Source organism: Pyrobaculum calidifontis JCM 11548 (genome assembly GCF_000015805.1).
Taxonomy (GTDB): Archaea; Thermoproteota; Thermoprotei; order Thermoproteales; family Thermoproteaceae; genus Pyrobaculum; species Pyrobaculum calidifontis.
The window spans coordinates 430,179-454,066 of record NC_009073.1; the positions used below are offsets into that span (position 1 = coordinate 430,179).

The window sequence follows — 23,888 nt, forward strand, 5'->3', positions numbered from 1 at the left end:
CTCCTTCTGTCGACTCGTGCCTCTTTTAAGTAAAGCGCGCCGTTTGGTTTAAAGCGTCGCCGTTAAGGCGGGAGGACAGCGAGAAAACACGCCGGGGGTGGGATTTGAACCCACGCCCCCGTATGGGGACGGGCTTAGCAGGCCCGCGCCTTGGACCAACTCGGCCACCCCGGCGTGTCTCGTGGTTTGTGTGTTTTTAAGTTTTGTCTCGCTGGGGAGCTACTTCGAATCTGTAGGCGTAGTAGTGTGTGTTTATGAGCTCCCAGTCTTTTTCTGTGAGTGCCCACCCCAGCGCGCCTGCGTTTTCCTCTACGTGTTTAATGTCGGCGGCTTTGGGGACTGGGACCACGTGGGGCCACCTCGTGTACCAGTTGAGGGCCACTTGGGCGGCGGTTTTTCCGTACCGTTTCCCTATTTCGGCTAGGAAGGGGTCTAGGGCTAGGGCGCCTCTTTCGAGTGGCGAGTAGGCGATGTAGAGCATCCCCTCCTTCTCCACTATGGGGAATATGTCTACCTCGTCGCGTCTGTGGAGTAGGCTGTACCTGTTCTCCACGGCGGCGGGGGGCGTCTTCTTGTAGCAGGTGAGGGCTTGGCGGAGTTGTTGGGCTGTCACATTGCTCAAGCCGTAGTGGTTGGCTAGGCCTTTCTCAACGGCGGCTTCCAGCGCCTTTACCACGTCGCATATGGACGCGCCTACTGGGACCCAGTGGAACATCGCCAGCCACACCCTCCTGCCCAGCCTCTCGGCGGAGGCGGCGAGGCGTTTGAAGACCTCCTCTGGGGTGGGGGCCGTGGGCTGGATTTTGGCCACTATGTACAAGTCTCTTATGTCTGAGGAGGCATATTTTACAAGCTCCTCGGCGTGTCCTCTGCCGTAGAGCTCAGAGGTGTCTACCAGGGTTAGGCCGAGCTCAAAGGCTCTGCGGAGCGCTTGTATCCAGTGGTAGTCCCGCGAGTCGTCTCTGTGCCAGAAGTCTCCGCCTATTCCAAAAGTCCCCACCCCCATGGGGGGCACGCAGCCCACCCTCTTGAGGCACTTCACATGAGTATTTGTATACATATTTAAAAATTTATGTGAAAAGTTTCTCCAATATGCCCCTCGCAGCGGCCTCTTTTATCTCGTGGGCTATCCTCTCTCCCATGTCCATGGGCTCGTCGAAGTAGAGGACAGAGTAGGGGGAGCCCACGCCCATGTAGACGTTTGTCCCAGCCACGATCCTCCCCGAGAATTCAAAGACGACGATGGTCATGTCGTCTCTTATTATGCTCTCGAGACAGTAGGGTCCCGCCAGCTCGCAGCTGACCTTTTCTCTCACTGCCTTGGCGAAGTCGACTCCGTACTTGTGCACCACGGGGAGCAGAGACTCCCTTAACACCAGCGGGAGATTCCCCACCACTACGAAGGTGGGCTCTACCCAGCCGAAGGTTCTCCCATCTACATTGGTCTCGTATCTGATGTCCATGCCGAAGATCTCCACTCTGTTGTACACCGGCGAGGCGAAGTAGTGGTAGTAGGCGGGCACGCCGAAGACGTATTCCTGAATTATGTAGTCGCCCTCCACCGCCTTGATCCTTTTGGCCAACTCCTCTCTGTTCTTTGCCACGAAGTACCCCCTGCCGCCCTTGGCGCCGAAGAGTTTGACTATTACGGGGCCCTCGGCCTCTTCGGCCCTCTTGTAGTACCTCGGCGTGGGTATCCCCGCGGCGGCCAGCAGCTCCATCTTCTTGTACTGGTCGGCCTCCCAGCGCAACAGCTCTCTACAGCCTAGGGTGGGCACTGGGGCCTCCAGCGCCTGTCTCCACCCCACGTACTCGACGTATGAGCCGTGGGGTATGAACAAGGCGTTTTTCTCCACGAGCTTCTCAGCGACGTGCCTAAAGTTGGAGAAGTCGGCGGTCCACACTTCGTCGATGAAGGAGAACTGGCGGTAGAAGTCGGCGTTTCTCTGTGCCACGGCTATTGTCCTAAAGCCGTACCTCTTGGCTCCCCTGAGGATTTGGAGCGCGGTGTGGGAGGCCACCGTGGCCACGGCCAACTTATCCAAGTCGTACCTCTTCAGCGCGGCGGACATGGCCTAGGCGTTGCAGAGCTTTTTTAAAGTTGCCGTAAACAATGTCCATGTTTTTCTAAAGTCTCCTCATCTGTCTAAATACTCCTCTTAACAATCTTAAACCTATTTTATAGACAAGACAAATATTGTGAATTTATATGTAAATATTTTAAAGTTTTAAATGCCTCAATTCTTTCTTATATGGCTAAGTATAAGATCGTTGTTTTATCTCCAGCGCCTGAGGCTTTGCTTAAAATGTGGGCAACCCCCATTGCCCAGAAGTACGGCATCGCCATCGACGAGGTGGAAGTTGTGACATTTTTTGAGCCAAATTACGAGGAGATTGGGCGACATGTGGCAGATGCAGACGTCGTGGTGGGGGACTACACCTTTAGAATTAAGATAGATGCCTCGCTCTGTGAGAAGATGTCTAAGGTTAGGCTTATTCAACAGCCAAGCACCGGCTACGACCACATCGACGTAGAGGCTTGCGCGAGGCGGGGCATCCCCGTGGCCAACATAGGTGGGGCTAACGCCATTTCTGTGGCTGAGCACACAATAATGCTGGCTCTCATGTTGTTAAAACGCGCCGTGTATGCCCATAGGAGGCTTTTAGAAGGCCAGTGGACGCAAGGGGAGCTCATGAACGTTATCGGCGAAGTGTTTGGAAAAACGTGGGGCGTGTTGGGCATGGGGAGGATTGGCCGCGAGGTGGCGGTCAGAGCTATGGCGCTAGGCGCCAAGGTAATATACTACGACGTGGTGAGAAACGAAGAGATGGAGAAGAGGGGCGCAGAATATAGGCCTTTTAACAGGCTATTGGCCGAGAGCGACATCCTCAGCATCCATGTGCCTCTGACCCCAGCTACTAGGAAGATGATCGGCGAGAGGGAGCTAAGGCTTATGAAGCCCACCGCCGTGGTTATAAATGTTTCAAGAGGCGAGATAGTGGACGAGGAGGCTCTCGCCAAGGCAGTTAGAGAGGGCTGGATTGCGGGGGCTGGAGTAGACGTGTTTTCAGTGGAGCCGCCTCCGCCTGATCACCCGCTTATTCAAGCCGCCAGAGAGGGGTACAACGTCGTAGTGACGCCGCACATCGCCGGCGCCACAAACGAGGCTAGAATGCGCATAATAAACGTGAGCCTTGAAAACGTGTTTAAAGTGCTCGCCGGCCTTAAGCCTGACAACGTTGTTAATATGCCATGAACGTCGCTGAGGCAGTTGTCAAATGTCTTGAGCAATTGGGGGTAAAGCGCGTATACGGCCTAATTGGCACGTCGATTCTCGACTTTGTAGACGCCTTGAGAGACAGCAAAATTAGGTATATTTCAACGCGGCACGAACAAGTGGCCGTCTCCATGGCCGACGCAGAGGGCAGAATCACCGGCAGGCCCGGCGTTGCCGCAGTCCACGCGGGGCCTGGCTTTTTGAACTCGCTCATATCTGTGGCCGCCGCGTATAAAGACGTGTCGCCGCTGCTCCTCATCTCGGGGGCCGTCAAGAGGAGGCTGGCCGGCCTCGACTCTTGGCTCGAAGTCCCTCAGCGGGATATCATTAGGCCATTAGTCAAGGGCGTCTACAGAGTGGACAAGCCCTTGGAAATTGGGAAAGTGATCTCGGAGGCCTACTCTCTCGCAGCTTCGCCTCCCCAGGGTCCAGTGTTTGTAGAAGTACCAGAGGACGTGTGGAACATGTCTTCGCAGGCGGAGAAGTGCGAGGTCAAGATTGCACCGCCGCCGACCGTGCCCAAGGACTTCGTAGACAAAGTCGCCGAGCTCTTGTCTAAGTCTAAGAGGCCGTTGATCCTTGCGGGAGGCGGCGTGAATAACGAAGAGGGGAGGCGCCTCCTCTTGGATGTGTCTGAGAGGTGGAAGATACCAGTCGCTGTGACAGGCAACGGAAGAGGGGCCTATCCGGAGGACCACCCGCTGTTTTTAGGCAAAGTGGGATTCGGCGGCGGTAACATTGTGGCCGACAGGGCTTTGGTCGAGGCAGACTTAGTGCTGGCCGTGGGCGCAGGTCTGTCAGACACGACGACGTACGGCTACAACTTCGTGCCCAGGGGGGACATCGTCGCCGTAAATTTGGACCCCCTAGCCGAGAAGAAGCCCGTGCCATATACGCTATACCACTACGCAGATGCCGTCGACTTTTTGAAAAAACTAGCCGCACTGGACCTTAAATATGAGCCAAGCGTCGAGTGGTTTAGGGAAATAGAGGAGTGGAAGGCCGCGTGGAACGCCCTGCTCTCAGAGGCCCTCTCGAGGAGCTACAAGGGGTTTGTAAACCCCTCCAAGTTCTTCCACAGGTTAAACAAGTCCCTCCCCCGGGACTTCGTCATGGTGGGAGGACAGGGCATGCACCTCGTCTACACCTTCGCCTTTATCACAGTAAAAGCAGTGAGGGGGTACCTCGCCGCGTTTAACCTAGGCGCCATGGGGTTCGCCTTCCCCGCGGCCCTTGGGGCAAAGGTAGTGGCCCCTGAGAGAGACGTCTACGCAGTATTAGGCGATGGAGAGTTTATGATGACTGTACAGGACTTGGAGACCGCGGTTAGGGAGAAGATAGGCGTAAAAATCATAGTAGTAAACGACAACGCATATAGAGTCCTCTACGCAAGACAGAAGGCGCAGAAAATGGGCCGCATCTACGGAACTCTACATACAAACCCCGACTTTGTAAAACTCGCCGAGGCTTTTGGAGTCGAGGCCATGTCAATAAGCCAAGACGAGGAAATAGAAAAAGCCGTGAACTTTATTACAAGGCCAACGGACAAGCCCCTCCTATTAGAGCTGAAAATACACCCCGACGACCTCCCCCCAATGAACATAGACGGCGCCCTGAGATTCTAAAATATAAATACAAGGGGGGTACTCTTTTGCGTGGAACTTGTGGAGGCGGTAAAGAAGGTGTTGATGGAGAACCCGTCGATACTAGTGGAGGTCCTAGTGGCAAAGCCGGAGATCTTGTACCAAGCCCTGGCAAAGATAGCTCCATGGCAGTTGTTAGCCACGAAAGAGGACATAAGAAGACTTGAGGAAAAGATGGCGACAAAAGAGGACGTAAAAAGGCTGGAGGAGAGAGTGGCGGCTTTGGAACGTAGATTTGATAGTGAGATGCGCCGCTTGGAGACGACTATTACTGCCCTAGGCGCCAGGTGGGGGGTTCTCAGCGAGGAGGCCTTTAGGGAGGGGGTGAGGAGGCTCTTGGCCGAGGCCGGCTGGGCGGTGGAGAAGGTGATGTTATTCGACAGAGAGGGGTACGTCTACGGGGAGCCCTCCGAGGTTGAGTACGACGTAGTCGTGAAAGACGGCAAGACGTTCCTCGTGGAGATAACCTCTGCCCTCAAGCGCAGCGACTTGCCCACGCTGCGGCGGAAGAGGGAGTACTTCGAAAAAGCCAAGGGGGTGAAAGTAGACGCCGTCTTTGTAGTGACGCCGTTTATACACGACAGGGTGCCAGAGAGAGTTAAGGCCATGGCAAAGGATATGGGGATAGAGGTGGTATACCCCACCGACACATTGTTTGCATCAGCCCTGTAAAAAGCCCTACTATACAGCTCTATATATCCAATTTGTCAATTTTATTCTGGATGTATATCAAAAATCAAAAAACTCTGTAAAGTGCGACGTTTCGGGCCTAAGTGGGTTTTGGCGGCGGACTAAACTTTGACAAGTGCCGTGTGGCCGCCGTTTTGGACAAGAATTTTCGTCGGACAACGGCGTCGGCGCCGCTTAGACAAAGAAAATGTAAAGAGGGTGGGTTGCTTTCAAGCGTCTTGCCGAGTCAAATCAAGTATTAGACGGCGGCTAATCGTTGGCCGCTTTCTAGTACCTGAATTCTCACTGCGCGGCCGAGCTTGCGTAGGTGGTTTTAAAATGTATTTTTAACATGGGAGAGGTGAGTGTGAGTGAGGCTTTGGAGGAGCTCCGCGAGAGGCTTGAGCGTTGGGACGAGCTGTGCGCTCAGCTTAAAGAGCTGTACTACAAGTACCTCGACCTTGCGGCATTCCGCTCAGATAAGTGCTACTTCCCCGGCCGCAAGTGCAAACGTAGCTGGGATCGCCAGTACGACATGGGCGACCTAACCCTCATGTGGACGTACATTGCGAACACGGCCCCCCTCTGCGGCAAGCTCATAAGGGCGCTGGCAGAGGTAGAGTACAAAATCCGCTTAAAGGCTCTGGAAAGTCTAGAGAGGTACGGCGGTGTAGAAAAAAAGAGTAGGCCATCGAATGAAATTGTAAATTGGCAATTAAGGAAGCCTGTATACTCGTATTTAGTAATAGATGGAGAAAAACTTTATGTTATATGGGGTGAACCAAAGGGGGTTCCGCACAGAGGTCGTCAAAGGTCTGTCGTGCTTGAAAGAAAAATTCTCGACGCTCTTCTAAAGATAAAGAGCGGCATTTTCGATGAGTTACACTTTAACGTCTTTAATATAGATCATGAATATGAGCGATTGTGGCTTGAGGTACCTTTGTCGGAGAGTGCGTCGAAGTTGTTAGGCGGAAGGGACAAGGCCCCGGTAGCGCTGTTCAGAAGCTTGGGCTGGCTGTTGAGCGACGACTCTAGGGTTAAGCTTGTACATGAGGCGGGCAACCCCGGCCAAGTAGCCTTAAGGTTGTTTGATTGGATTGCCTTGGTGAAATATGCTACCAAAAGGCTGGTATTTGATGAAGACAAGCCGCTAGTGTTTAAGCTTGCCGTTCGCTACATTACAAAAACTAAGATAGGCGAAAATCCGCGTGTTTACATAAGGCCAATAGGCTTCTCCGCCCGTGTGATAAAAGAGACATATTTACGATTCGGTATCCCGTTTGGAAACCCAAAGGCGGTGATTGCTCATGGATATGAAGTTATCGGCGTGTTGAACAATATGGCGATAAGACGGCATAAAGTTGAAAGCGTTGTAGACGATGTAAATTCGTGGATGGCGCTAAGTGCAACTCTGACGTCGCTAATAATTGGCGATGGCACAATAAGTCCGTATTTGATACGGATATCCGCAAAAGCAAAGCCAGAGGGGGGTGCAGCTAGAGAGTTAGCAAAAGCGCTAAAAGTTTCGTGGCATGAGGGCAAAGTCGCCCTCTGGCCGCGGCTCATGAAGCTCTTGTTACCAGCGCCGCCGACGCCGGCGTTTAAAAAGACTGTGAAGCTGTATAAGACGTTGCTAGAGTACCCAGTGGCTGTAGTCGTGAATATAGGAGGAAAGAAGTACTTGTTGAACAACGAAAAGGGGAGGTTTAGAATCGGTGGAAAGAAGGCCGTCGAACTACGCGAGCTACTCAGACGCGTGGGGGTAGAGGCCGGCTATAACGGGCGCCTCTACATAAAGTACAAAGATCTGATGAACTTGGCTAAACGCGGCTTCGAGGTGAAGTTCTTGAACCAAATGGAGAAGGAGGCCGTCAAAAGAGTGCCGCGGGCTGTGTCGGTGCCCGACCATGAAACTTTAAGGCGCATTTTCGAAAAAATTGCCGAAGTGGCGAGATTTCGCACAAAAACGTACGGGAAGCATAAATCCATCGTCATATCTCTGATCGACAAATCTAAGTTCGAAGAAGTGTTGAAGCTACTCGAAGCCTCTGGTTTGCGGTTTTCCGTGTATCAAAAGAAGAAGATGTTTATTATATATGAGCAAACGCTGGTTGAAGCCATATTGAGTGTTGTGTCACACCTTTTTTCTGCACCTTCTCTTTGTTTTTCATGTGTATAATTCCCGCCGCATTCCCTCCCATTTACATTTTCTTTGTCTAAGCGGCGCCGACGCCGTTGTCCGACGAAAATTCTTGTCCAAAACGGCGGCCACACGGCACTTGTCAAAGTTTAGTCCGCCGCTAAAACCATTAGGATCTCGAACGTCGTGCTTTACACAGTTTTCAGATTATTGATATTTAACCAGAATAGAATTAATAAAACTGATATGTAGAACTATATAGGTTTGTCTCATGCCGCAAAATGTTTTAGAGCTGTAGCAAGTTCCAAACTAATGTTCCCTTTCCCAAGGGCAACATCGAGCCTGGCGAGGCGCCCGAGGCAACTGCGCTGAGGGAGGTAAAGGAGGAGACGGGCCTCGACGTGGAGTTGGTAGAGGGCTTCCGGGAGGAGGTGGAGTACGTGTACCACTGGGCCATCGCGAGGTGGTCGTAGTTCAGCTCGGGGTCTGAGCCTTGTGAAGTCCGGGGAGCTGAAGCAGGGCGGGGAGAAGGTGTGGAACTCCGTGGTGCAGTTGGTGAAGGCTGTGGCAGAGAGAAGACGTTGGCGCCACGCCTCCCTAGCCGACAACGTGGCCTATGAAGTATATGACCCTGTCATCTGCCAAGACGAAGAGAAACGGCCTATCCACTACCACCTCCGCACCGCCTACTTTGGCGCATACAGCGACTTCGACCGCGGTGGCCGCCGCGGCGACTACCCCATTTTCATAGGCCTTGACGTAGGTCCCGTGGAATACGTCGCTTAGATAGACGTCGCGGGAGCCGTCCATGGGCGAAAAGTCGGCCTTAGATGGGTCAAAGGCCCTTATGATGCCCATTTCTTTCAACACATCTTTTACAGAACCCTTAAACTCTGCCACAAAGATCGGCATTTTTACGTACACGACCTCGGCCGTCAAATTGGAGAGATCTTCCCTGAGTTTTTCATAATTCAACGAGGCCACGTAGGCTTTGAAATCCAGCGGCACGACAATGTACATGGCAGTCTCCGTGTTCTTCAGCGGTAGCTTCACCACGGTTATGTTGTCCTCTATTTTGCCCACCAACGATGGGTCGCCGCACGACCTCAAGTCGAGGGCCATGTACTCCACGGGGTGCGCCGCCCCGGCGAAGCTCCCCTCCCCCACCCTGGAAAAGGAGCGCGGCCACCAGCCTGCCTCAAAGTACAGCGCCGACACCAGCACTGCTACGACGTCCCTCTTTGGACTCGACGGAATTAGGTCTTTTACAAGGCCGCGCGTCTTTTCCTCAACCCACTTGTTTATCTCCTCGACCGTGGCCTTAAAGTTGCCGCGAAAATCTACGCGGTGAGCCTCGGCGCAGAGACAAGCAAGCTTTTCCAAGTACTGCTGTGTAAATGTCGCTCCCGTCTGGAGCCACGCTGAGGTTGCCTCTTCCATGCCTCTGCCAGCTGGCGCCACTTCGCAGGGGTCTTCGCCGAAGCCGAAAACTCGCTTGATCTCCTCTCTAGTCTCGCCCCCAGCGCCTGCGTACACCATGGCGAAGGCCTTGTAAACGGAAAAAGGAGACACGGCGAAATTTTCGCCTAAGTGGCTCAGGGCCAGCCTCTTGTAAAACTCCACGGCGAACTCGTTGTAGCCGCTGGCGTTGAAGTTGAGGGCAGGAGAGGGCGAGCAATTTCTAGGCGGAGGGGCCGCCGGGCTTCCAACGCTTGACGACAACGCCTCTAGCAGTACCAAGGCAATTGCCCCCATGGCAACTAGGAGGTACAGACGTAGCACAGCCCCGCCGGGAGTCGAGCAAATAAATTTGACGTACTCAAAGTCTATGTCAAATCCTCCAACGCCTTGGCCAAGGCGAGGGCCACCTCCTTACCCCTCTCCGTGAGCCTCACCGAGCCGTCGACCTCCGCCACGAGGCCCCTATCCTTTAGGAAGTCTAGGTACTGGAGGAAACGTGGGTAATTGAGCCCTGTCCTCATATACAGCGCAGTGCGGCCCTTGGGGGACTCCAAGAGGGAGAGGAGTATCCTAGCCACTACGTCAAGGTCGTACTTAGCCATTTTCTCACGCGCCTCATGCCCACATAGAATCTCCACAAGCCGTAGACACCCACGGCGGCGGGCAAGGCGGCCAACAACTGCGAGGGGAGGGCGGCAAGAGAGGCGGCTATGGAGGCGGCCGAGAGGAAGAGAAGCGACTTTGCCCTATCCAACAGGCACTCGGCGCCTCTACACTTGGCCAGATACGCGCCGTAGAGAAACAGCGCCACCCCAAGCGCCAGCGCTACCAGCCGCAATGCCTCAAAAAACGAGACGCCTCCCCGGCCGACCTCTTCCACGACGCTGGGACCGCCCGTGAAGTTAAGCCTACAACTGTCCAAGGTAGCCATAAAATGTGTGAAGTTGAAGTAGCCGTTTTCTAAGACAGCTATGTAGATCCTACTCTCCGCTTCTACGGGCTTACAACTCGCCGTGAGGTTAGCGGCGGGGCGCCGCTCCACGACATTTACCTTGATCTCCCGCGCCGGGACCGACAGGGGGATCGACACATTTGGCCACGCGGGGGGCGCGGCGGCGCTTGTCATTTCTGCCATGAGCACGTGGCTGGGAGCCGCCAATTGTATTGCGCCCGTGGCTATGGCGAGAGCCGCCGTTGCTAGAATGACGTAGAGAAATTTCACAACTCGTAAAAGAGGGGCCGTTAAAAAGTTGACGTATTGAAAGTACACACCAGCGCAACGCGCATTGTAGAAAGCCGCCTTACGCCCATATCGCCTATTCCACATGGCCCACGTCTCCCCGTGACAGACGCCTAGCAAGGCGCTTTGAACGTTGCCTTAGCCCACAGCAATGCCGCGAGGAGCCCTTAAACACTGCGGCTGGGTAGCCGGCCGCTGACCACGGCGGACGGCCCACTGGCGCACCCCGACAACGTTTTTTAAGCGGGGCCACTTTATCGCGTGGTTGTGTACACCGTTGGGTACTCCGCCTTCACCCCCGAGGGGCTTCTCGCCGAGCTTAAGAGGCGCGGCGTAGAGGTGGTAGTCGACGTTAGGCGCTTCCCCCGGTCTAAGATGCGGGGATTCTCGCAGGGGGAGCTAGAAGAGCTGTTGAAGGGGGCCGGCGTGGAGTACTTGTGGATGGGCGAGTTGGGGGCGCTGGGCGTGAGGGGGGTAAGGGCCGGCTGCTCTCAGTCCCCCACCTTTGACGCATATGTCTGGCGTCTCTACCGCTACGGGCCAGCAATCCTTAGCCTCGAGGAGTTGAACAAGCTGGCGGCCGAGAGGACGGCGGCGCTGTTGTGCAAAGAGGAGGACTGGCGGCACTGCCACAGACAGTTTATCGCCGACTACCTCGCCGCCAGGGGGCACACGGTGGTGCACATTAGGAAGGGGGGAAGGGAGGAGCCCCACGTCCCCACTCCCTGCTACAGCGTCTTACAGCCGCCGCCCGTCGAGCTCGTTGCCAGGGCGGCGGGCGACTTCGCCCACTTGTGTAAAACCCACAGCGTCTACCTCTTCGGAGGGGCGTTGTACAACAGCGGCGGCGACATAGACGTCGTGGCCTACGGCGAGCCCGCCGGCGAGTTGCCCCAGGGGTACGACGCCCAGACAATACCGGCCCCACGCCCCGACCTCTTCCACCTCTTTGTCACAAGAGGCGTACTCCTCTGCGGAAAGCCCCTCCTAGTCGACCCCCGCGAGGCCTTGGAAAACGAGCTAAGAGAGGCGGAGGCCCTGGCGCAGTACTTCAGAGAGGGCACCCACCCCGTGCTAGTGTGCAAGGCGGCCAAGAGGCTGGTGTTCCTAGCCGCAGTACTCAAGTGCGGCCTCTGGGCAGACACGTGGCAAAAGGCCACCCAGTGCCTTGGAGAAGTTCCCGGCGTATTTAAGGACTGCCTAAGCCCCCCGCCCCTGGAGGAGATGCGGCGGCACAGCCACTTCGTGGAGAAACTAGTGGCCCTAATCAACGAGAGGCGCAAAGCCGGCGCGCTTTCTCTACCAGGAGGACTATGAACCTAAGCTTCGCCACTTCAGCGCCTACCTAGTGGAGCCAGTTTACGTGAACGCGGCGTCCCACGCCACATATACACCGTCGCCGAGCTTTGCCCGGCCAGCCACAGTCCCCTCTTCACAGCCTCAAGCAGACCGTTCGCCAACGCATTCACCCTCACCGCCTTGTAAATCTTTTCACGCGCCTGTACCAAGTCGCCGCGGTCTAAGACGCCTCTCTGATACATCTCACAGTTCTACGTGAGAGTAGGAAGCTCAGAGAGGCCCAACTCCAGAGGCGATGCGACTAGATCTACGACGTAGCGTCAAGGCCCCTCTCCCTCAGCCGCTCTAACAATGAGCAAGCATATGCTACTCTCCGCTGTAATGTGCTTGTGGCGGCAGTCGGCGGCCCACAGGGGCCGCGATGTATATGTTGTGCTCGTTTTCGAGAATCCTCACCTTCACCCTGGCGCCCAACAGCTCCTCCGCCCCCCGCCCCACTGCCACAGTCAAAGTCCTATCCCAAACCGCCGTCCCCCTCTTGGCCACAGGCACGGCGAGCACCTCGCCCTTGAAAATACCCCGCTCCACCACTTCCACAGACACCACCTCACCCACCTTGTAGGGCTTGGGGAGCTCGGGGGCTCTGTGGATGTTGAACTCCCCCGGCCTTGGGACCAAGGGCACCCCCGTCTCTCTCTCAAGCTCCCTGAGGCGCCTCCAAAACTCGCCCCACCCCATAGGCCTCACCTTGACCTTGCGCCCCCTCTTGTGCGGCACGTACTTCTGGATCAAAACCGGCGTAAGGCCTCTCCCAAGCCCCGCCTCCGCCGCCCACCTCGCTATCTTCGCCATCTCTCCGTCATTGAGGCCGGGAATCCACACCGGGCTCACCACCACATTTATGCCAAGGTCAAGGGCCTTTTTCACAAGCTCCACAACCCTCTCCACGTTGTACCACGGAGCGCCCGCCAGCCTCTTAGCCAACTCAGGGTCAAGCGCGTCTATGCTCACGTTCAACCTATCCAGCCCAGCCGAGGCAAGAGCCCTAAGCCCCTCCTCCCCCAGCATAAAAAGCCTCGTCTGCATAGACACCAACGCAACCCCCCTAATCGCCTTCGCCCCAGCCACAAGCTCAGCCAAGGCGGGGTAGTTCCCAGGATCCCCCATCCCATCTATATGCACCTCCACGTCGTCAACCCCCTTAAACCTAACAACCTCCTCCAACGCCACGAGCAACGCCCCCACGTCCACCACATACTCAACCCACCTAACCCTCGACCCAGGCCCCGCATTCACAGAACAAAAGACGCAAGAAAGCGCACACACGGTGGTAGGCCTAACCTCAACCACGTTAGTCCCCCTATCTACAATCCCAAAGGCCAGCGTGCCCACTTGAGGAAAAGACCCGTCAATCTCCACTAAATGCCTCCCAAACACTAGGCGCACATAAGACGCCGGAATAGCAGATAAAAACTTAAGACCGCGCCACTAAGAGGTAGACTGCCCGCTCTTCGCCTCCTGCTCCAGCTTCTTGAGCTCCTCCTCAATCTCCTTCTCGATCTCTTCGATGGGCTTGGGTGGTGGGGTGGTGGCTAGGGCGTAGCCTACCCAGGCGAGTATGCCCAACACCGCGGCCACTGCGACAAAGGCAGTCAGCTGTATCACAAAGGCGCTCCAAGGCGAGAAGAAGACAAGCCACCCGTACAACAAAATGCCGACAATCCCAACCACAAGAAGGCCAATACCCACAGCCTTATCCCTATGCATAAGACAAAAAACCAACGAATATATAAATATAACCAAGGCGAGGGACAGAGCCACCAAGAGCGGCGCCCACTCCGTCAGACTAACCAAGGCGAAGCTTTTAAAAAACTATGAGGAAAAAGACGTGGCGAGCGACCTGAAGCGTCAGTTCCTCAAGTTGCTTGAGGAAGATGAGGAGTTTAGATACGCCGTGGCGGGGCGCCTCGGCATATTAGAGGTATTAAAACGCCTAGACGCCATAGCAGAAGAACAGAAAAACATAAATCGAAACATAGAAAACATAAATCAGAAAATAGAAAAAACATGGGAAGAGATAGCCAAGATCTGGGCCCAAATTGAGAAAATTTGGAAAGAGATCAAAGACATGAAGAAGACGCTTAACAGGGTGGAGAAGACTCTTGAGCACATCACCATAAGCATAGAGGAGGAGGCGCAGGAGGCTGTGGCTTGGCTACTGTCGCAGAGGGGAATCACCATGGAGATAGGCGATGTGAAAGTCGACGAAAAATACGAATTCGACATCTATGGCAGCAATGGCCAAATCACAGTAGTAGGAGAAGCTAAGACGAGGGCCTCGCCAAGGGCCGTAGGGAAGCTCCTAGAGAGGGTAGAAAAGGCCAAGAAGCTCAGGCCAGACATATTCAAAGGACGCGTAGTCCCAGTAATCTACTGCTTAAAATACGTCGGAAACCCCAAAGAGGCAGAGGAGCGGGGGGTCTGGGTCATAAAATCGGGAAAAGAACTCACAAAACCACCACTATAACGCCAGCGACGTCTCAACGACCCCACGCCACAATAACACGGACACGCTACAAACAGAAACAGACGCCAACCCGGCGACGGTCAAGGCCCCGCGAGAGACTGGCAATTAACCAGGACAGCCAAGGGAGGGCGGAAATCTCCAGCCCCTTAAACTTTATATAATCTGAAGGAAAGAAAATAATGTGGATGAGGACGTTTACTACGTCATAAGCTTCTCTTTGACCATAATTGGGATGCTGGGCGTGGCGTTGTACTGGCTAGGAGGGAAGTTTAAGAAACTAGAAAAGAGATTTGAGCAGATTGATGACAATATGGGTAGCCCTAGCGAGAAAAAAGGAAAGCCAGCAGTAGGATGCCCACCTACGAGAAGTGGATAGAGAGAGCAAAGAGGTACGCGGCGCTTGCCAGAGAGATGGCTACAAGAGGCTTCTACCCCGAGGCTTGCCTCTTTGCCCAACAAGCCGCCGAGCTCTACCTCAAGGGACTTTTGATAAAGGCCACGGGGGCCAGGCCGTACACACACTCCATTCTACACCTGCTCAGAAGCTACCTCGCCCTCTCGGGGCGCGAGCCCGGCGAAGAGGAGACGAGGTGCGCCAAGCTTCTCACAGAGCACTACCTAGGGGCGCGGTACCCCGACGCGAGGATGTTAGAATACGACGACAAAGACGCCGAGGAGTGCCTAAGATGCATGGACGCGGTGCTCAATGCAGCTGTATAGGCAAATATTCCTAAAAGCGGCTCAGGAGGCGGAGGAATGGATACGACGACTCTGCGAAGCGGGGTACACAGTCATACTCTTCGGCTCAAGGGCAAGAGGCGACGCGAGAATAGACAGCGACTGGGACCTACTAGTAGTGGGAAAAGACCCCCCACCCGAGCCGCCCCACGACCTAGTACAAGTGGTATTCCTAAAGCCCGAAGACGTAGAACCCCAGATAGAAAAATTCAACACCCTGGTAATAGACGCCCTCTACGAGGGAAAACTGATATGCGGCCCCAAAGACCTCTACCACAAGTGGAGAGAAACCACACTGAGAAAGACGGCCAACTACGCCAAGACACCACAAGGCTGGCTACCACGCTCCTAGCGCAACCCACCCACCTCCTCCACCAGCGCCTTATAGGCCCTTTCGTGCTCCTCAGTCCACGCGACGCCGCTTTTCAACCTCTCTATGTAACGTATCACTGCCTTAACCAGGCTCTTCACAGCCGCGGCGGCCTCCTCCCTCGTCCTGTACTTGCTGAGGGCCATGTCCGGGTCTGGGCCGTGGTACTGATAGTCGTGGAGGTTCAAAGCACCATATGTGATATATGTAACGTCCTCATACCCTAGTTGCTCAAGCATCTGCGAAAGCGGTATCATCTTCGTAGTGGGGACTCGGGGCACTGCCCTCTCCTCAAGCCAACGCCGCTCTTCCTCCGTCTTGGCCAAGGTCTTCAGCCTGTCCAGCTCCAGCCTGAGAAGAGCCGCCAGCACAGCCCTCCACGCTTGAAAAGCCTTCCCAGCCGCGTTACGCGTTAAACCACGCCTGAGAAATTCGAGGGCCAGCCTAGCCTCCACCAAAGCCTCAAGAAGGCGGGCAGAGGCGTAGTCCGCAGAGGAGGGCTTTGGGAGCGGGCGCTCAATAGCTTCTTCCACGGCTAGATAGAGCGGCTGGTATATATGCGTTACAGCTTCTTCCAATAAGGCATCAACGGCCACAGCTGAGATGAGGCTAGAAGCTGCCACGCCGCATCCAACAGCGCCGCTAGGCCCTAATAAGCACGATATGGCCATCGAAACGCCGCGTGTCAAAAGCGCGTTCTCCGAAAATAAAACACTCAGCAATGTAACGCAACCGTGGCTAAGCCGACTAAATTTATAAGAGTGGACAAGCACATGGTGCAACACGGTTCGGCTCTACCTCAGGAATTGGCGATGCATAGAGGAAGTGGAGATCTCTCTAGAACCTGTTACTCATCGGGAGGAACTCTAGGAGCATTATTCCGAGTAGTGGCTCGCCCCCTCCCCCGCTCAGAAGCTCTACTGTACACCTCCCCTGCTCTTGACGAGCTTTTCCACATACTCGAGCAACCACTCGACCTGCGGAAGATCTAACTCGACGTCCTCAGCCGCAAGCTTCGCCTCGTGGAAGCCCCACACGTGCAAGCTGTAAGCGGCGTCCCACGCGCTTTTCACCCGAGGCTCACTCACACCCCTAAAAACATATCGCCAAACGCGCAGAGACATCTGTTGAAAACCTCCACACATCCCTCGCCACTAGAGCCCTACCTCGCCCACATGGCCAGAGGACCTTCGCCTCATTCCACGGCCGTTGTCTCAGGTATTGCGCAGGTCCTGCAAAGCTGACGTAGCAACTGGCAGTTGTAAGTAAAAATCCCCATATATGCACTGCCATAGGCTCAATAGACCTCGTAGAACTCCCCAAAAAGAGCGCTCAGACTCCACTGGCCCGCGGACAGGGAAGGCGGCGCGGACACACCCCACGCCGAAATTTTCAACGCGCATAGTTGCGACATACGCGTATTGAAATCTAAGATAAGGCACACGGACAAGGAAGCCGAGTGCCAAGCGCTGTTCGACACAGGCTCAGGCATCACGGCAATACAACGAGCGTTCTTCGAAGAACACTTCGACACCAACCGGCTAAAGCTCGAGAAACCCCAGAGAGTGCATTGGATAAACGGCAACTCCATTGAGATAGACAAATACGCGCCAATCACAATAGTCAAGACGAGATAGACCTCCCAGAAACCGCATTCACCGTGGACAGCTACGTAAGAGCCGAATTAGAGGACAGGAGGGTCGCCACCCGAGCTAATCATAAGCTCTGGGGACAATGGACAAATACGGCATAGCACTAGGTCCAGAAGAGAGAGTCAAAGTAAGCAAGGCAATACTGTTAACAAAACCCACAGTTACCTACAACACGGAGAGAACGAAAACCAGAGAACCCTTAAAATCTGCACACCGTTTAGACATGTGAAGAGGATCAGGGTCTCTTTCGCCGGCCTTGAGGTCGAGTTTGTGGATAGGGATAGCTCTTGCGCAGATTAAAGAGTTCGGCGAAAGGGGGACTTTCCCAGTCTACGTCGTCTACGGCCCCGAGGGGTGTGGCAAGACTGCCTTCCTCAAGCAGGCTAAAGCCGTCCTTGAAGAGGAGTTTGGCTATCACGTCATATACGCGAGCCCTCTGGCAGATGATGCGAAAGAGATCTTGTACACCCCCTCGATCCGCGAAATTGTCGAAGAAGTCTTAAAGGCCCCTCCAGATCCCCGCCTAAAACTCGTCGACGTAGTTGTAGCTATCGTCAAAAGAGTTGTGAGAAAGGTAAGGAGGCCCAAAATCGCGGTCCTCATGGACGACGTATTCCAAGCGGTGGGCCTAGACGAAGCGGAGAGATACACAAAGACGTTGCTAAACCTAATAGAACACCCACCAGAGAAGTATGAAAAATCGTCGTCCTCGTCGCCTCCAGCGAGGGCGTTACATGGGAGCGCGTGGGACGGCACAGCTGGGTAGACATCTTCGTCATGTGGAATATGCCGCGGAGCGGCTTTGAACAACTGTACGACGCACTACCAGGCCCAAAGCCTCCCTTCGACGAGGTTTGGAGGGCGACTGGGGGGAAACCCAGGAATACTCTCAATGCTCTTCAAGAGACAGTGGGATACTGGACAAGTGGTAAAGTGGCTTATTGCCTCTAAGGGCCTTGGCGATGTGTTGCCTGTGCTTAGCCGTGTTAAGCTTGAAGTTCTTAGAGAGGCTGTGGAGGACCCCGACGTGATACTTGAAAGAATAAGGGAGAGGGAGGTGCAAGAGCTCAGAGATCTGCTCGTCGAAAAGAACTTGATCGTCAGAGTGTGGGATAGAGACCAGTACCCCTGGGTCGACACCCCACCACCCGAGCGCGACCCAGAGCTAGGCATAGGGAAACATTATGCGTGGCAAACGCCCCTACACAGAGAGGCGGTGAGAAGGGCACTAGAGACGCTCCGCGACTAGAAGAGCCACACGACCAGAGACGCCCAGACGCGCCACCGCACGCCGGCGAAACACTTAAATCCTCCCCACGTCGTGGCGCGTATGCCCTCGCCGCCGGTGTTGCACCGGCTGTTGGCTGTTAGGTCTTTGGCGCTGCGTAGGGGTGTTTGGTTTAGGGTTAGGCCGGCGGCGAGGGCGCTCATTGACGCAGTCATCCTCCACCTTCGCCGTGGGGGCCGGGTGAAGTCGCCCGCCCTCCTGGAAGCGGTGAGGAGGGCCGTTGAGGAGGTCGTGGCCCTCGCCGCGCCCCTCCGCGTAAAGGCGAAGGCCCTGGGATACGCCATAGCCGCCAAGCTCGGCATCACGGTAGACGAGGAGAAGGCAATAGCCCTAGGAATACAATGGATAAACACCCCAAAGAGATACAGAGGAGAAGCGCCGCCCATATTCACATGGCTATGACCCCCCTCACTAAGCCAAACCGGTGAAGAAGGCTAAGACCGCCCACGAATCCTGAGAAGTACGTCGTTGAGATCTCGCCATGAAGCAAGCCGAGGAGGTGCCCAAAGCGGCAGGGAGGTAACCTCTTAAACTTCTACGGGCGGCACACCCGTGAAGAGAATCAAGCTGATCTTTGCCGGCAGGGACGTGGAGTTTACAGACAGAGACGTGGCCCTGGAGCAAATAGCCAAGCTAGCCGAGAGAGGCACCTACACAGTACACGTCGTGTACGGCCCCGAGGGCTGTGGCAAGACGGCCCTCCTCAAACAGGCCAAAGCCGTCCTAGAGGAGGAGTTCGGCTACCACGTCTTATACGCCAATCCTCTAGCCAAGAGGACGGAGGAGATTCTCCAATACTCTCCCTCGGCGAGGGAGCTTGTGGAGAAGGCATTCAGCGTATTCTCTGACCCATTAGCCAAGGCCGTAGACCTGGTAATAAACGTGGCAGGGTGGATAATCCAAAAATTCCACAAGGCAAAGGTTGCGGTCCTCATGGACGACATATTCCAAGCCATTGGAGTTGAGAATGCAGAGGCCTACGTCAAAGCTCTACTCAACTTGATAGAGTGGCCACCCGCCGAATACGACAAAATAGTCGTGCTAGTGGCATCGAGCGAAGGAATAACCAGGGAGCGTGTAGGAAGACATAGGTGGGCAACTATCAAGGTGATGTGGAACATGTCGAAGGATGGCTTTCGCCAGCTATACGACGTGCTACCAGACCCAAAGCCCCCATTCGACGATGTGTGGAGGTGGACTGGGGGCAATCCCGACGCCCTAGAGGGGCTTTTTGAGGCTGGGTGGGACGTGGAGAGAGTTGTGGAAGACTTGGCAGTTGACAAGGGGCTGAGCGCGGCCTTTGCCGAGAGGTGGAGGGCGCATTTGGCCAAGGCGCTGGAGGATCCAGACTACCTCTGGGAAGAACCTGAGGCAGAGGGACTGGCAAAAGAGCTAGTGGAGAAAAACCTCGTAGTATTGTTAAAGGGAAGGAGGCCAGACGCCTGGGTCGACCAGCCGCCCCCCGAGCGAGACCCAGAGCTAGGCATCGGAAAACACTACGCTTGGCAGACGCCCCTACACAGAGAGGCTGTGAGGCGGGCGCTGGAGCAGGCCCAAAAATCTGCATGAAGCTGGGCCACGGCTTTTCGCAAGAAAAATAAACATCGTAAAGCTATTATAGCAGACGGACATCGGTGATGTGGGCATGGGCTACGTAAAGGGCCTGGAGGTAGAGGGCTACCGCGGGCTCCGCAAGGCGAGCCTAACCGACTTCGCAGGGATAAACGTGTTCGTGGGCAAAAACGGCAGCGGGAAGTCCTCCCTCCTCGAAGCCCTCTACATAGCCCTCAAGCCGTTTGACGGGCTGAAGCACGTAGTCAAGAGACGCGGCTGGTTTGGCCTAGCGTCGGCAGAGGCGCTATTCCACGGCAGGGATAGTGAGATCAAGATAAGAATAACGTTGGAGGATGGGTCTTGGGAGGAGGTGATAATAAGACGCAGTGCGCCTACCGTAGGTCATATAGAGGCACTTAAGGCCAAGGGCCTAGACGCCAGCAAACTATATGCGCTCAGCATAAGCGCAAAGGGCAAAGTCGCCGGAGATGCAACATTTTATGTAGACCCCAGCGGTAAATGTCTTACGCTTTTTGAAAAGGGGGAAGGGATGGTTTACGGCGCGACGTTCATTGACTGGAACAGCGTCTACTCCTACGGCACTCCAGAGGAAGCCTATTCCACCATGGTGAAAGAGGGCGGTGAAGAGGCTAAGGAAGCCGTCATCAAGACTTTACAAGCTGAATACGAGGAGCTTCGCGACATCGCAGTCCTTCGTGCATACGACGAATGGGTGCTCCATCTAACCTTTAAGGACGGGGCCGTTCCATACTACGTAGCAGGCGACGGCATTAGATACGCCCTGATGTACCTCATGGCCGTGTCCACGCCCAAAGAAGCCGTGTTGCTAATGGAGGAGCCGGAGCTACATGCCCATCCGAGACTGATGAAGATAGTGGCCAACTCCATCCTCCACACCCACCGCGAAAGGAGAAACCAGGTATTCCTCTCAACCCACAGCCTAGAGCTAATAGAGATGTTAATCGAACAAGCCGAGAAGCTCGGACTAAAAGACCAAGACCTGAAAATCTACAGACTCGCGCTAAAAAACGGCGTCCTCTACAGCAAGGTGTACACCTTAAGCGAAGCCCTAGACGCCGTCAAAAAACTCGAATGGGACCTCAGGAGGTAAGACGCAAGACGTTGATACTTCTCACGGAGGGTCTAGTCGAGGAAATAGTCTACTCCAGCATGCTGGAAAAACTATACGGCGGCAGACAAGTAGAGTGCGAAGATGCGCCAACACCGTTGGAAGCGCTCATAGATCCCCTCATACGACGCGCCAAATGCTATACTCTAGAACATGGAGACCTTATAGTCATAGTCAACAGCAGAGGGTATGAAAATCTCAGAAACACAATCAGACAACTACTCACACAGCCAGAGCTCCCCGAAGCCCTCGGCCAACTCGACCTACGCATAGCAGTCGCGGCCGACAGAGACAAGAACCCCACCGAGAGCATCAGAGGAGTACTATCGTCAATGGGCCTCCAGGCAACAGGAGGCGACACCCTCACCGTTGAGCTCGGCAACGGGGCCAAGTTGGCCATACACGTAATAGAACAGGGAGGCGAGGGAGACACTGCCACAGGGGAAATAGAAGACGAGCTAAGAAAACTCGTTGAGACGCTAAAGCCAGAGCTACAACACGCCGCCAAGAAGGTAGAGGAGATCTACGGGCCACTAACCGACAAGCAGAAGCTACTAATCTACCTGGCACTACTAGAGCGCAAACCCAAGATAAGAGAGCTGTACGAGCTCTTCAGAGAGGCGGTGGCGGCGGCCAGCAGAGACGCCATAGAACACCTGGGCCTAGCCAAAGGCCTAGGAAAAGCGCTCGGATAGCCGCGCGCAGAATGCTCCTTGAGGCAATCGCCATCGCGCTGACGGCGGCGCACTTCGGGGCGCCCCTGCTCTACTACTGGCGCGCAAAGAGGTGGCTCAAAAAGCCCTGGGACGTCGCCCCCGACCCCACCTATAGGCCCAGAGTCACCGTGATAGTCCCCACATACAACGAGGCCCCCCTCATCGAGGAGAAGCTGGACAACATATACGAGCAGGACTACCCCAGAGACAAGCTGGAGGTCGTGGTGGTAGACTCCGCCAGCACCGACGGGACCCCAAGCGCCGTGAGGAGATGGGCAGAGACACACCCAGACCTCGCCCTCACCCTCGTCGAGGAGACCGAGAGGCGGGGCAAGGCCCACGCCCTAAACACAGCCCTCAGACACGCCACGGGGGAGATCGTCGTCATAACAGACGCCGACGCGCTATGGCCCGCCAGAGACACCCTCGCCAACGCCGTCAAGTGGCTCGCCGACCCCACAGTCGGGGCAGTCTCCTGCGTCAAGAGGCCGGCCGGCCCCGCCGGGGTTGAAGACAGCTACAGAGACTTCTACAACGTGCTAAGAGTCGCCGAGAGCAAGGCCTGGGCAACCCCCATATTCCACGGCGAGCTGGCGGCCTTCAAGAGGGAGCTACTGGAGAGGCTCGGCGGGTTTCCAACTGACGTAGGCGCAGACGACAGCCACACCGCCACCAAGATAGCCATGATGGGCTACAGAGCCATAACACCCCCCGACGTCGTATGCGTCGAGGCAGTGCCCAAGCGGGGCTACCACGCGTGGAGAATAAGGAGGGCCCAGCACCTCGTACAACACTTCGCCAAAGCCATCCGAGACGGCAAAGCCCCACCCCCCTTCAAGCCCATCCTACACGCCGAGGCCTACCTCCATTTGGCCAACCCCTGGGCACTCCCCACAGCCGCCGCAGCCCTAGCCGCCGCGGCCGCCGCAGGGAGCCTCCCAGCCGCCGCGCTCCTCGCCACAGGCGCCGCCCTAGCCCTCTACAAGCCATATAGGACTTGGACTACCATGCAGGCCTACCTAATCGCCGCCGCCGTCAAAAACCTCTGGGACAAGGAGCTAGTCTGGGAAAAACAGGAAAAACGCTAACCACGTGAGGGTAGTCTACGCCGCGCCCACCTACCACCCCCACGTGGGAGGCGTGGAATACGTCGTCAAGGCGGTCGCGGAGAGGCTGGCCAAGCGGGGCCACGAAGTCGTCGTACTCGCAGGAGAGCCAAACGCCGAGAGACCCGCCGAGGAGGAGGTGAGCGGGGTGCACGTGGTCAGGTGGCCCACCTGGACCCCCGGCGGGGCCTACCACGTCCCCCGCCACAGAGCCAGGCTAGAAGAGGCGCTGAGGGAACTGCTCAGGGGGGCAGACGTGTTGCACGTCCACAGCATACACGCGATCCTCCCCGTGTGGGCCGGCCTAAAGGCAAGGGAGCTGGGCTTCAGGGGGAGGCTAGTGGCCTCCACGCACTACCACGGCACAGGCCACACCCCCCTGAGGAGGGCCCTGTGGGCCCTGTGGAGGCGCTACGCCGCTAGGCTCGTAAAGGCCGCAGACGTTGTACACGCCGCGTCTGCCTACGAGGCCAAGCTATTGGAGGAGCACTTCGCCGTGAGGCCCACCGTCGTGGAACACGGCGTAGACGAAGACGTGGCAGAGGTGCAGTGGACCCCCAGGGACTACGCCATGTACAGCGGCCGCCTAGAGAAGTACAAAAACGTGGAAAAACTCGCCGCGGTAGTCAAGGCGCTGAGCCGCCTAGGCCACAAGCTCAGGCTAGAGATATACGGCGAAGGCCCCCACCGCCCCAGCCTAGAGAAGGCGCTTAGGAGGATTGGAGTGGACTACTCAATATACGGCTTTCAGCCGAGGCGCCGCTACTTGGAAAAGCTCGCCGGAGCCGCCCTCTTCGGCCTACTCTCCACCCACGAGGCCTACGGGCAGACAGCCAACGAGGCAAACGCAATCGGTGTCCCCACCCTGGTGGCCAAGCCCTGGGGAGAACACTTCGCCGCCAGGCCCAGGACACTCGCCGTAGACCCCCACGAAGACGCCGAAAAAATAGCCAAAAAGGCGGCGAGGCTAATAGAAGAGGCCCCACGGCAACCAAGGCCACGCGTCCCCACCTGGAGCCAGACAGTCGACACGTACCTAAAGCTCTACACCCCCTAA

The 23,888-nt window shown here is 55.8% G+C and carries 27 protein-coding genes, 1 tRNA gene and 2 pseudogenes; 19 read left to right on the plus strand and 11 right to left on the minus strand.

What is annotated here, in order from left to right; translation table 11 throughout:
- Window positions 1-89: 89 nt before the first annotated feature.
- The 3 genes from PCAL_RS02425 to PCAL_RS02435 form a co-directional block, all read right to left on the minus strand.
- Window positions 90-174 (minus strand) — tRNA-Ser (locus tag PCAL_RS02425).
- A gap of 22 nt (window positions 175-196) precedes the next feature.
- A complete protein-coding gene (locus tag PCAL_RS02430) occupies window positions 197-1,042 on the minus strand; it encodes an aldo/keto reductase (RefSeq protein ID WP_193322834.1) in 846 nt (281 codons plus the stop codon).
- A gap of 28 nt (window positions 1,043-1,070) precedes the next feature.
- Complete coding sequence (locus PCAL_RS02435) at window positions 1,071-2,072, minus strand: formate--phosphoribosylaminoimidazolecarboxamide ligase (RefSeq protein ID WP_011849140.1); 1,002 nt, start codon at window positions 2,070-2,072, stop codon at window positions 1,071-1,073.
- A gap of 180 nt (window positions 2,073-2,252) precedes the next feature.
- On the opposite strand from PCAL_RS02435, the gene PCAL_RS02440 reads away from it, so the two are divergent.
- The 5 genes and pseudogenes from PCAL_RS02440 to PCAL_RS02460 form a co-directional block, all read left to right on the plus strand.
- The gene (locus tag PCAL_RS02440) at window positions 2,253-3,257 is read left to right on the plus strand and encodes a 2-hydroxyacid dehydrogenase (protein ID WP_011849141.1); all 1,005 of its coding nucleotides are present in this window, start codon (window positions 2,253-2,255) and stop codon (window positions 3,255-3,257) included.
- Window positions 3,254-4,903 (plus strand): thiamine pyrophosphate-binding protein, encoded by a 1,650-nt coding sequence (locus tag PCAL_RS02445; protein ID WP_011849142.1) that lies wholly within the window; start codon window positions 3,254-3,256, stop codon window positions 4,901-4,903. The genes PCAL_RS02440 and PCAL_RS02445 overlap by 4 nt, the downstream gene beginning before the upstream one ends.
- A 30-nt stretch (window positions 4,904-4,933) precedes the next feature.
- Entirely contained in the window at window positions 4,934-5,593 is a 660-nt protein-coding gene (locus tag PCAL_RS02450; RefSeq protein ID WP_011849143.1) for a PD-(D/E)XK nuclease family protein, read from the plus strand.
- 364 nt (window positions 5,594-5,957) lie between these two features.
- The gene (locus PCAL_RS02455; RefSeq protein ID WP_011849144.1) at window positions 5,958-7,769 is read left to right on the plus strand and encodes a hypothetical protein; all 1,812 of its coding nucleotides are present in this window, start codon (window positions 5,958-5,960) and stop codon (window positions 7,767-7,769) included.
- 281 nt (window positions 7,770-8,050) lie between these two features.
- Window positions 8,051-8,176, plus strand: a pseudogene (locus PCAL_RS02460) (NUDIX domain-containing protein); the annotation flags it as partial.
- Between the two features lie 151 nt (window positions 8,177-8,327).
- Here the strand turns inward: PCAL_RS02460 and PCAL_RS02465 are convergent.
- From PCAL_RS02465 to PCAL_RS02475, 3 genes are read right to left on the minus strand one after another with little or no spacing between them, the layout of a single operon-like run.
- Window positions 8,328-9,512, minus strand: a complete 1,185-nt coding sequence (locus PCAL_RS02465; RefSeq protein ID WP_226951985.1) for a serpin family protein — start codon at window positions 9,510-9,512, stop codon at window positions 8,328-8,330.
- 44 nt (window positions 9,513-9,556) lie between these two features.
- Window positions 9,557-9,793 carry a winged helix-turn-helix domain-containing protein gene (locus tag PCAL_RS02470; protein WP_011849146.1) on the minus strand — a complete coding sequence of 79 codons (237 nt, stop codon included), beginning with the start codon at window positions 9,791-9,793 and terminating at the stop codon, window positions 9,557-9,559.
- On the minus strand, window positions 9,769-10,413 hold the full coding sequence (locus tag PCAL_RS02475) for a hypothetical protein (protein WP_193322836.1): 645 nt from the start codon (window positions 10,411-10,413) through the stop codon (window positions 9,769-9,771). The genes PCAL_RS02470 and PCAL_RS02475 overlap by 25 nt, the downstream gene beginning before the upstream one ends.
- Window positions 10,414-10,692: 279 nt before the next feature.
- Between PCAL_RS02475 and PCAL_RS02480 the strand changes: the two genes are divergently transcribed.
- Window positions 10,693-11,748, plus strand: a complete 1,056-nt coding sequence (locus PCAL_RS02480) for a DUF488 domain-containing protein (protein WP_011849147.1) — start codon at window positions 10,693-10,695, stop codon at window positions 11,746-11,748.
- A gap of 17 nt (window positions 11,749-11,765) precedes the next feature.
- Here PCAL_RS02480 and PCAL_RS02485 read toward each other — a convergent pair whose 3' ends face one another.
- The 3 genes from PCAL_RS02485 to PCAL_RS02495 all read right to left on the minus strand — a co-directional run bounded on the left by PCAL_RS02485 (window position 11,766) and on the right by PCAL_RS02495 (window position 13,497).
- Complete coding sequence (locus PCAL_RS02485; protein ID WP_193322837.1) at window positions 11,766-11,972, minus strand: hypothetical protein; 207 nt, start codon at window positions 11,970-11,972, stop codon at window positions 11,766-11,768.
- A 124-nt stretch (window positions 11,973-12,096) separates the two neighbouring features.
- Complete coding sequence (locus PCAL_RS02490; protein ID WP_011849148.1) at window positions 12,097-13,176, minus strand: radical SAM protein; 1,080 nt, start codon at window positions 13,174-13,176, stop codon at window positions 12,097-12,099.
- A 42-nt stretch (window positions 13,177-13,218) separates the two neighbouring features.
- On the minus strand, window positions 13,219-13,497 hold the full coding sequence (locus tag PCAL_RS02495; protein ID WP_011849149.1) for a transcriptional regulator: 279 nt from the start codon (window positions 13,495-13,497) through the stop codon (window positions 13,219-13,221).
- A gap of 121 nt (window positions 13,498-13,618) precedes the next feature.
- Here PCAL_RS02495 and PCAL_RS02500 point away from each other — a divergent pair, with 121 nt between their 5' ends.
- From PCAL_RS02500 to PCAL_RS02515, 4 genes are all read left to right on the plus strand, one after another.
- Window positions 13,619-14,257: a hypothetical protein gene (locus tag PCAL_RS02500; protein ID WP_011849150.1), complete on the plus strand. Its 639-nt coding sequence runs from the start codon at window positions 13,619-13,621 to the stop codon at window positions 14,255-14,257.
- Window positions 14,258-14,438: 181 nt separating this feature from the next.
- Window positions 14,439-14,633 carry a hypothetical protein gene (locus PCAL_RS02505; protein ID WP_011849151.1) on the plus strand — a complete coding sequence of 65 codons (195 nt, stop codon included), beginning with the start codon at window positions 14,439-14,441 and terminating at the stop codon, window positions 14,631-14,633.
- A complete protein-coding gene (locus PCAL_RS02510; protein ID WP_011849152.1) occupies window positions 14,609-14,977 on the plus strand; it encodes a HEPN domain-containing protein in 369 nt (122 codons plus the stop codon). The genes PCAL_RS02505 and PCAL_RS02510 overlap by 25 nt, the downstream gene beginning before the upstream one ends.
- Complete coding sequence (locus tag PCAL_RS02515; protein WP_011849153.1) at window positions 14,964-15,347, plus strand: nucleotidyltransferase domain-containing protein; 384 nt, start codon at window positions 14,964-14,966, stop codon at window positions 15,345-15,347. Before PCAL_RS02510 ends, PCAL_RS02515 begins: the two co-directional genes overlap by 14 nt.
- On the opposite strand, the gene PCAL_RS02520 is transcribed toward PCAL_RS02515, so the two are convergent.
- Window positions 15,344-15,898 carry a PaREP1 family protein gene (locus PCAL_RS02520; RefSeq protein WP_011849154.1) on the minus strand — a complete coding sequence of 185 codons (555 nt, stop codon included), beginning with the start codon at window positions 15,896-15,898 and terminating at the stop codon, window positions 15,344-15,346. The two genes, PCAL_RS02515 and PCAL_RS02520, sit on opposite strands and share 4 nt — an antisense overlap.
- A 384-nt stretch (window positions 15,899-16,282) precedes the next feature.
- Window positions 16,283-16,510, minus strand: a complete 228-nt coding sequence (locus tag PCAL_RS02525; protein WP_320056654.1) for a PaREP1 family protein — start codon at window positions 16,508-16,510, stop codon at window positions 16,283-16,285.
- Between the two features lie 276 nt (window positions 16,511-16,786).
- Between PCAL_RS02525 and PCAL_RS02530 the strand changes: the two genes are divergently transcribed.
- The 9 genes and pseudogenes from PCAL_RS02530 to PCAL_RS02565 all read left to right on the plus strand — a co-directional run bounded on the left by PCAL_RS02530 (window position 16,787) and on the right by PCAL_RS02565 (window position 23,888).
- Complete coding sequence (locus PCAL_RS02530; protein ID WP_193322839.1) at window positions 16,787-17,002, plus strand: pepsin/retropepsin-like aspartic protease family protein; 216 nt, start codon at window positions 16,787-16,789, stop codon at window positions 17,000-17,002.
- Window positions 17,003-17,285: 283 nt separating this feature from the next.
- Window positions 17,286-17,968, plus strand: a pseudogene (locus tag PCAL_RS11730) (ATP-binding protein).
- A complete protein-coding gene (locus tag PCAL_RS11735) occupies window positions 17,910-18,266 on the plus strand; it encodes a hypothetical protein (RefSeq protein WP_011849156.1) in 357 nt (118 codons plus the stop codon). Before PCAL_RS11730 ends, PCAL_RS11735 begins: the two are co-directional and overlap by 59 nt.
- Before the next feature lie 81 nt (window positions 18,267-18,347).
- A complete protein-coding gene (locus PCAL_RS02540; RefSeq protein ID WP_011849157.1) occupies window positions 18,348-18,707 on the plus strand; it encodes a hypothetical protein in 360 nt (119 codons plus the stop codon).
- 150 nt (window positions 18,708-18,857) lie between these two features.
- Window positions 18,858-19,874: an ATP-binding protein gene (locus PCAL_RS02545; protein ID WP_011849158.1), complete on the plus strand. Its 1,017-nt coding sequence runs from the start codon at window positions 18,858-18,860 to the stop codon at window positions 19,872-19,874.
- A gap of 76 nt (window positions 19,875-19,950) precedes the next feature.
- On the plus strand, window positions 19,951-20,991 hold the full coding sequence (locus PCAL_RS02550; protein WP_011849159.1) for an AAA family ATPase: 1,041 nt from the start codon (window positions 19,951-19,953) through the stop codon (window positions 20,989-20,991).
- Window positions 20,973-21,704: a hypothetical protein gene (locus tag PCAL_RS02555; protein WP_193322840.1), complete on the plus strand. Its 732-nt coding sequence runs from the start codon at window positions 20,973-20,975 to the stop codon at window positions 21,702-21,704. The genes PCAL_RS02550 and PCAL_RS02555 overlap by 19 nt, the downstream gene beginning before the upstream one ends.
- Before the next feature lie 11 nt (window positions 21,705-21,715).
- Window positions 21,716-22,813 carry a glycosyltransferase family 2 protein gene (locus PCAL_RS02560; protein WP_011849161.1) on the plus strand — a complete coding sequence of 366 codons (1,098 nt, stop codon included), beginning with the start codon at window positions 21,716-21,718 and terminating at the stop codon, window positions 22,811-22,813.
- Between the two features lie 4 nt (window positions 22,814-22,817).
- Entirely contained in the window at window positions 22,818-23,888 is a 1,071-nt protein-coding gene (locus PCAL_RS02565; RefSeq protein ID WP_011849162.1) for a glycosyltransferase family 4 protein, read from the plus strand.

What these genes read in the sequence shown, in the direction of transcription:
- PCAL_RS02435 (WP_011849140.1), bottom strand. Translation starts at nt 2,072, where the DNA reads ATGTCCGCCGCGCTGAAGAGGTACGACTTGGATAAGTTGGCCGTGGCC.
- PCAL_RS02440 (WP_011849141.1), top strand. Translation starts at nt 2,253, where the DNA reads ATGGCTAAGTATAAGATCGTTGTTTTATCTCCAGCGCCTGAGGCTTTG.
- PCAL_RS02445 (WP_011849142.1), top strand. Translation starts at nt 3,254, where the DNA reads ATGAACGTCGCTGAGGCAGTTGTCAAATGTCTTGAGCAATTGGGGGTA.
- PCAL_RS02470 (WP_011849146.1), bottom strand. Translation starts at nt 9,793, where the DNA reads ATGGCTAAGTACGACCTTGACGTAGTGGCTAGGATACTCCTCTCCCTC.
- PCAL_RS02485 (WP_193322837.1), bottom strand. Translation starts at nt 11,972, where the DNA reads ATGTATCAGAGAGGCGTCTTAGACCGCGGCGACTTGGTACAGGCGCGT.
- PCAL_RS02495 (WP_011849149.1), bottom strand. Translation starts at nt 13,497, where the DNA reads ATGCATAGGGATAAGGCTGTGGGTATTGGCCTTCTTGTGGTTGGGATT.
- PCAL_RS02510 (WP_011849152.1), top strand. Translation starts at nt 14,609, where the DNA reads ATGCCCACCTACGAGAAGTGGATAGAGAGAGCAAAGAGGTACGCGGCG.
- PCAL_RS02515 (WP_011849153.1), top strand. Translation starts at nt 14,964, where the DNA reads ATGCAGCTGTATAGGCAAATATTCCTAAAAGCGGCTCAGGAGGCGGAG.
- PCAL_RS02525 (WP_320056654.1), bottom strand. Translation starts at nt 16,510, where the DNA reads ATGTGTGGAGGTTTTCAACAGATGTCTCTGCGCGTTTGGCGATATGTT.
- PCAL_RS11735 (WP_011849156.1), top strand. Translation starts at nt 17,910, where the DNA reads ATGCTCTTCAAGAGACAGTGGGATACTGGACAAGTGGTAAAGTGGCTT.
- PCAL_RS02540 (WP_011849157.1), top strand. Translation starts at nt 18,348, where the DNA reads ATGCCCTCGCCGCCGGTGTTGCACCGGCTGTTGGCTGTTAGGTCTTTG.
- PCAL_RS02550 (WP_011849159.1), top strand. Translation starts at nt 19,951, where the DNA reads ATGGGCTACGTAAAGGGCCTGGAGGTAGAGGGCTACCGCGGGCTCCGC.
- PCAL_RS02555 (WP_193322840.1), top strand. Translation starts at nt 20,973, where the DNA reads ATGGGACCTCAGGAGGTAAGACGCAAGACGTTGATACTTCTCACGGAG.
- PCAL_RS02560 (WP_011849161.1), top strand. Translation starts at nt 21,716, where the DNA reads ATGCTCCTTGAGGCAATCGCCATCGCGCTGACGGCGGCGCACTTCGGG.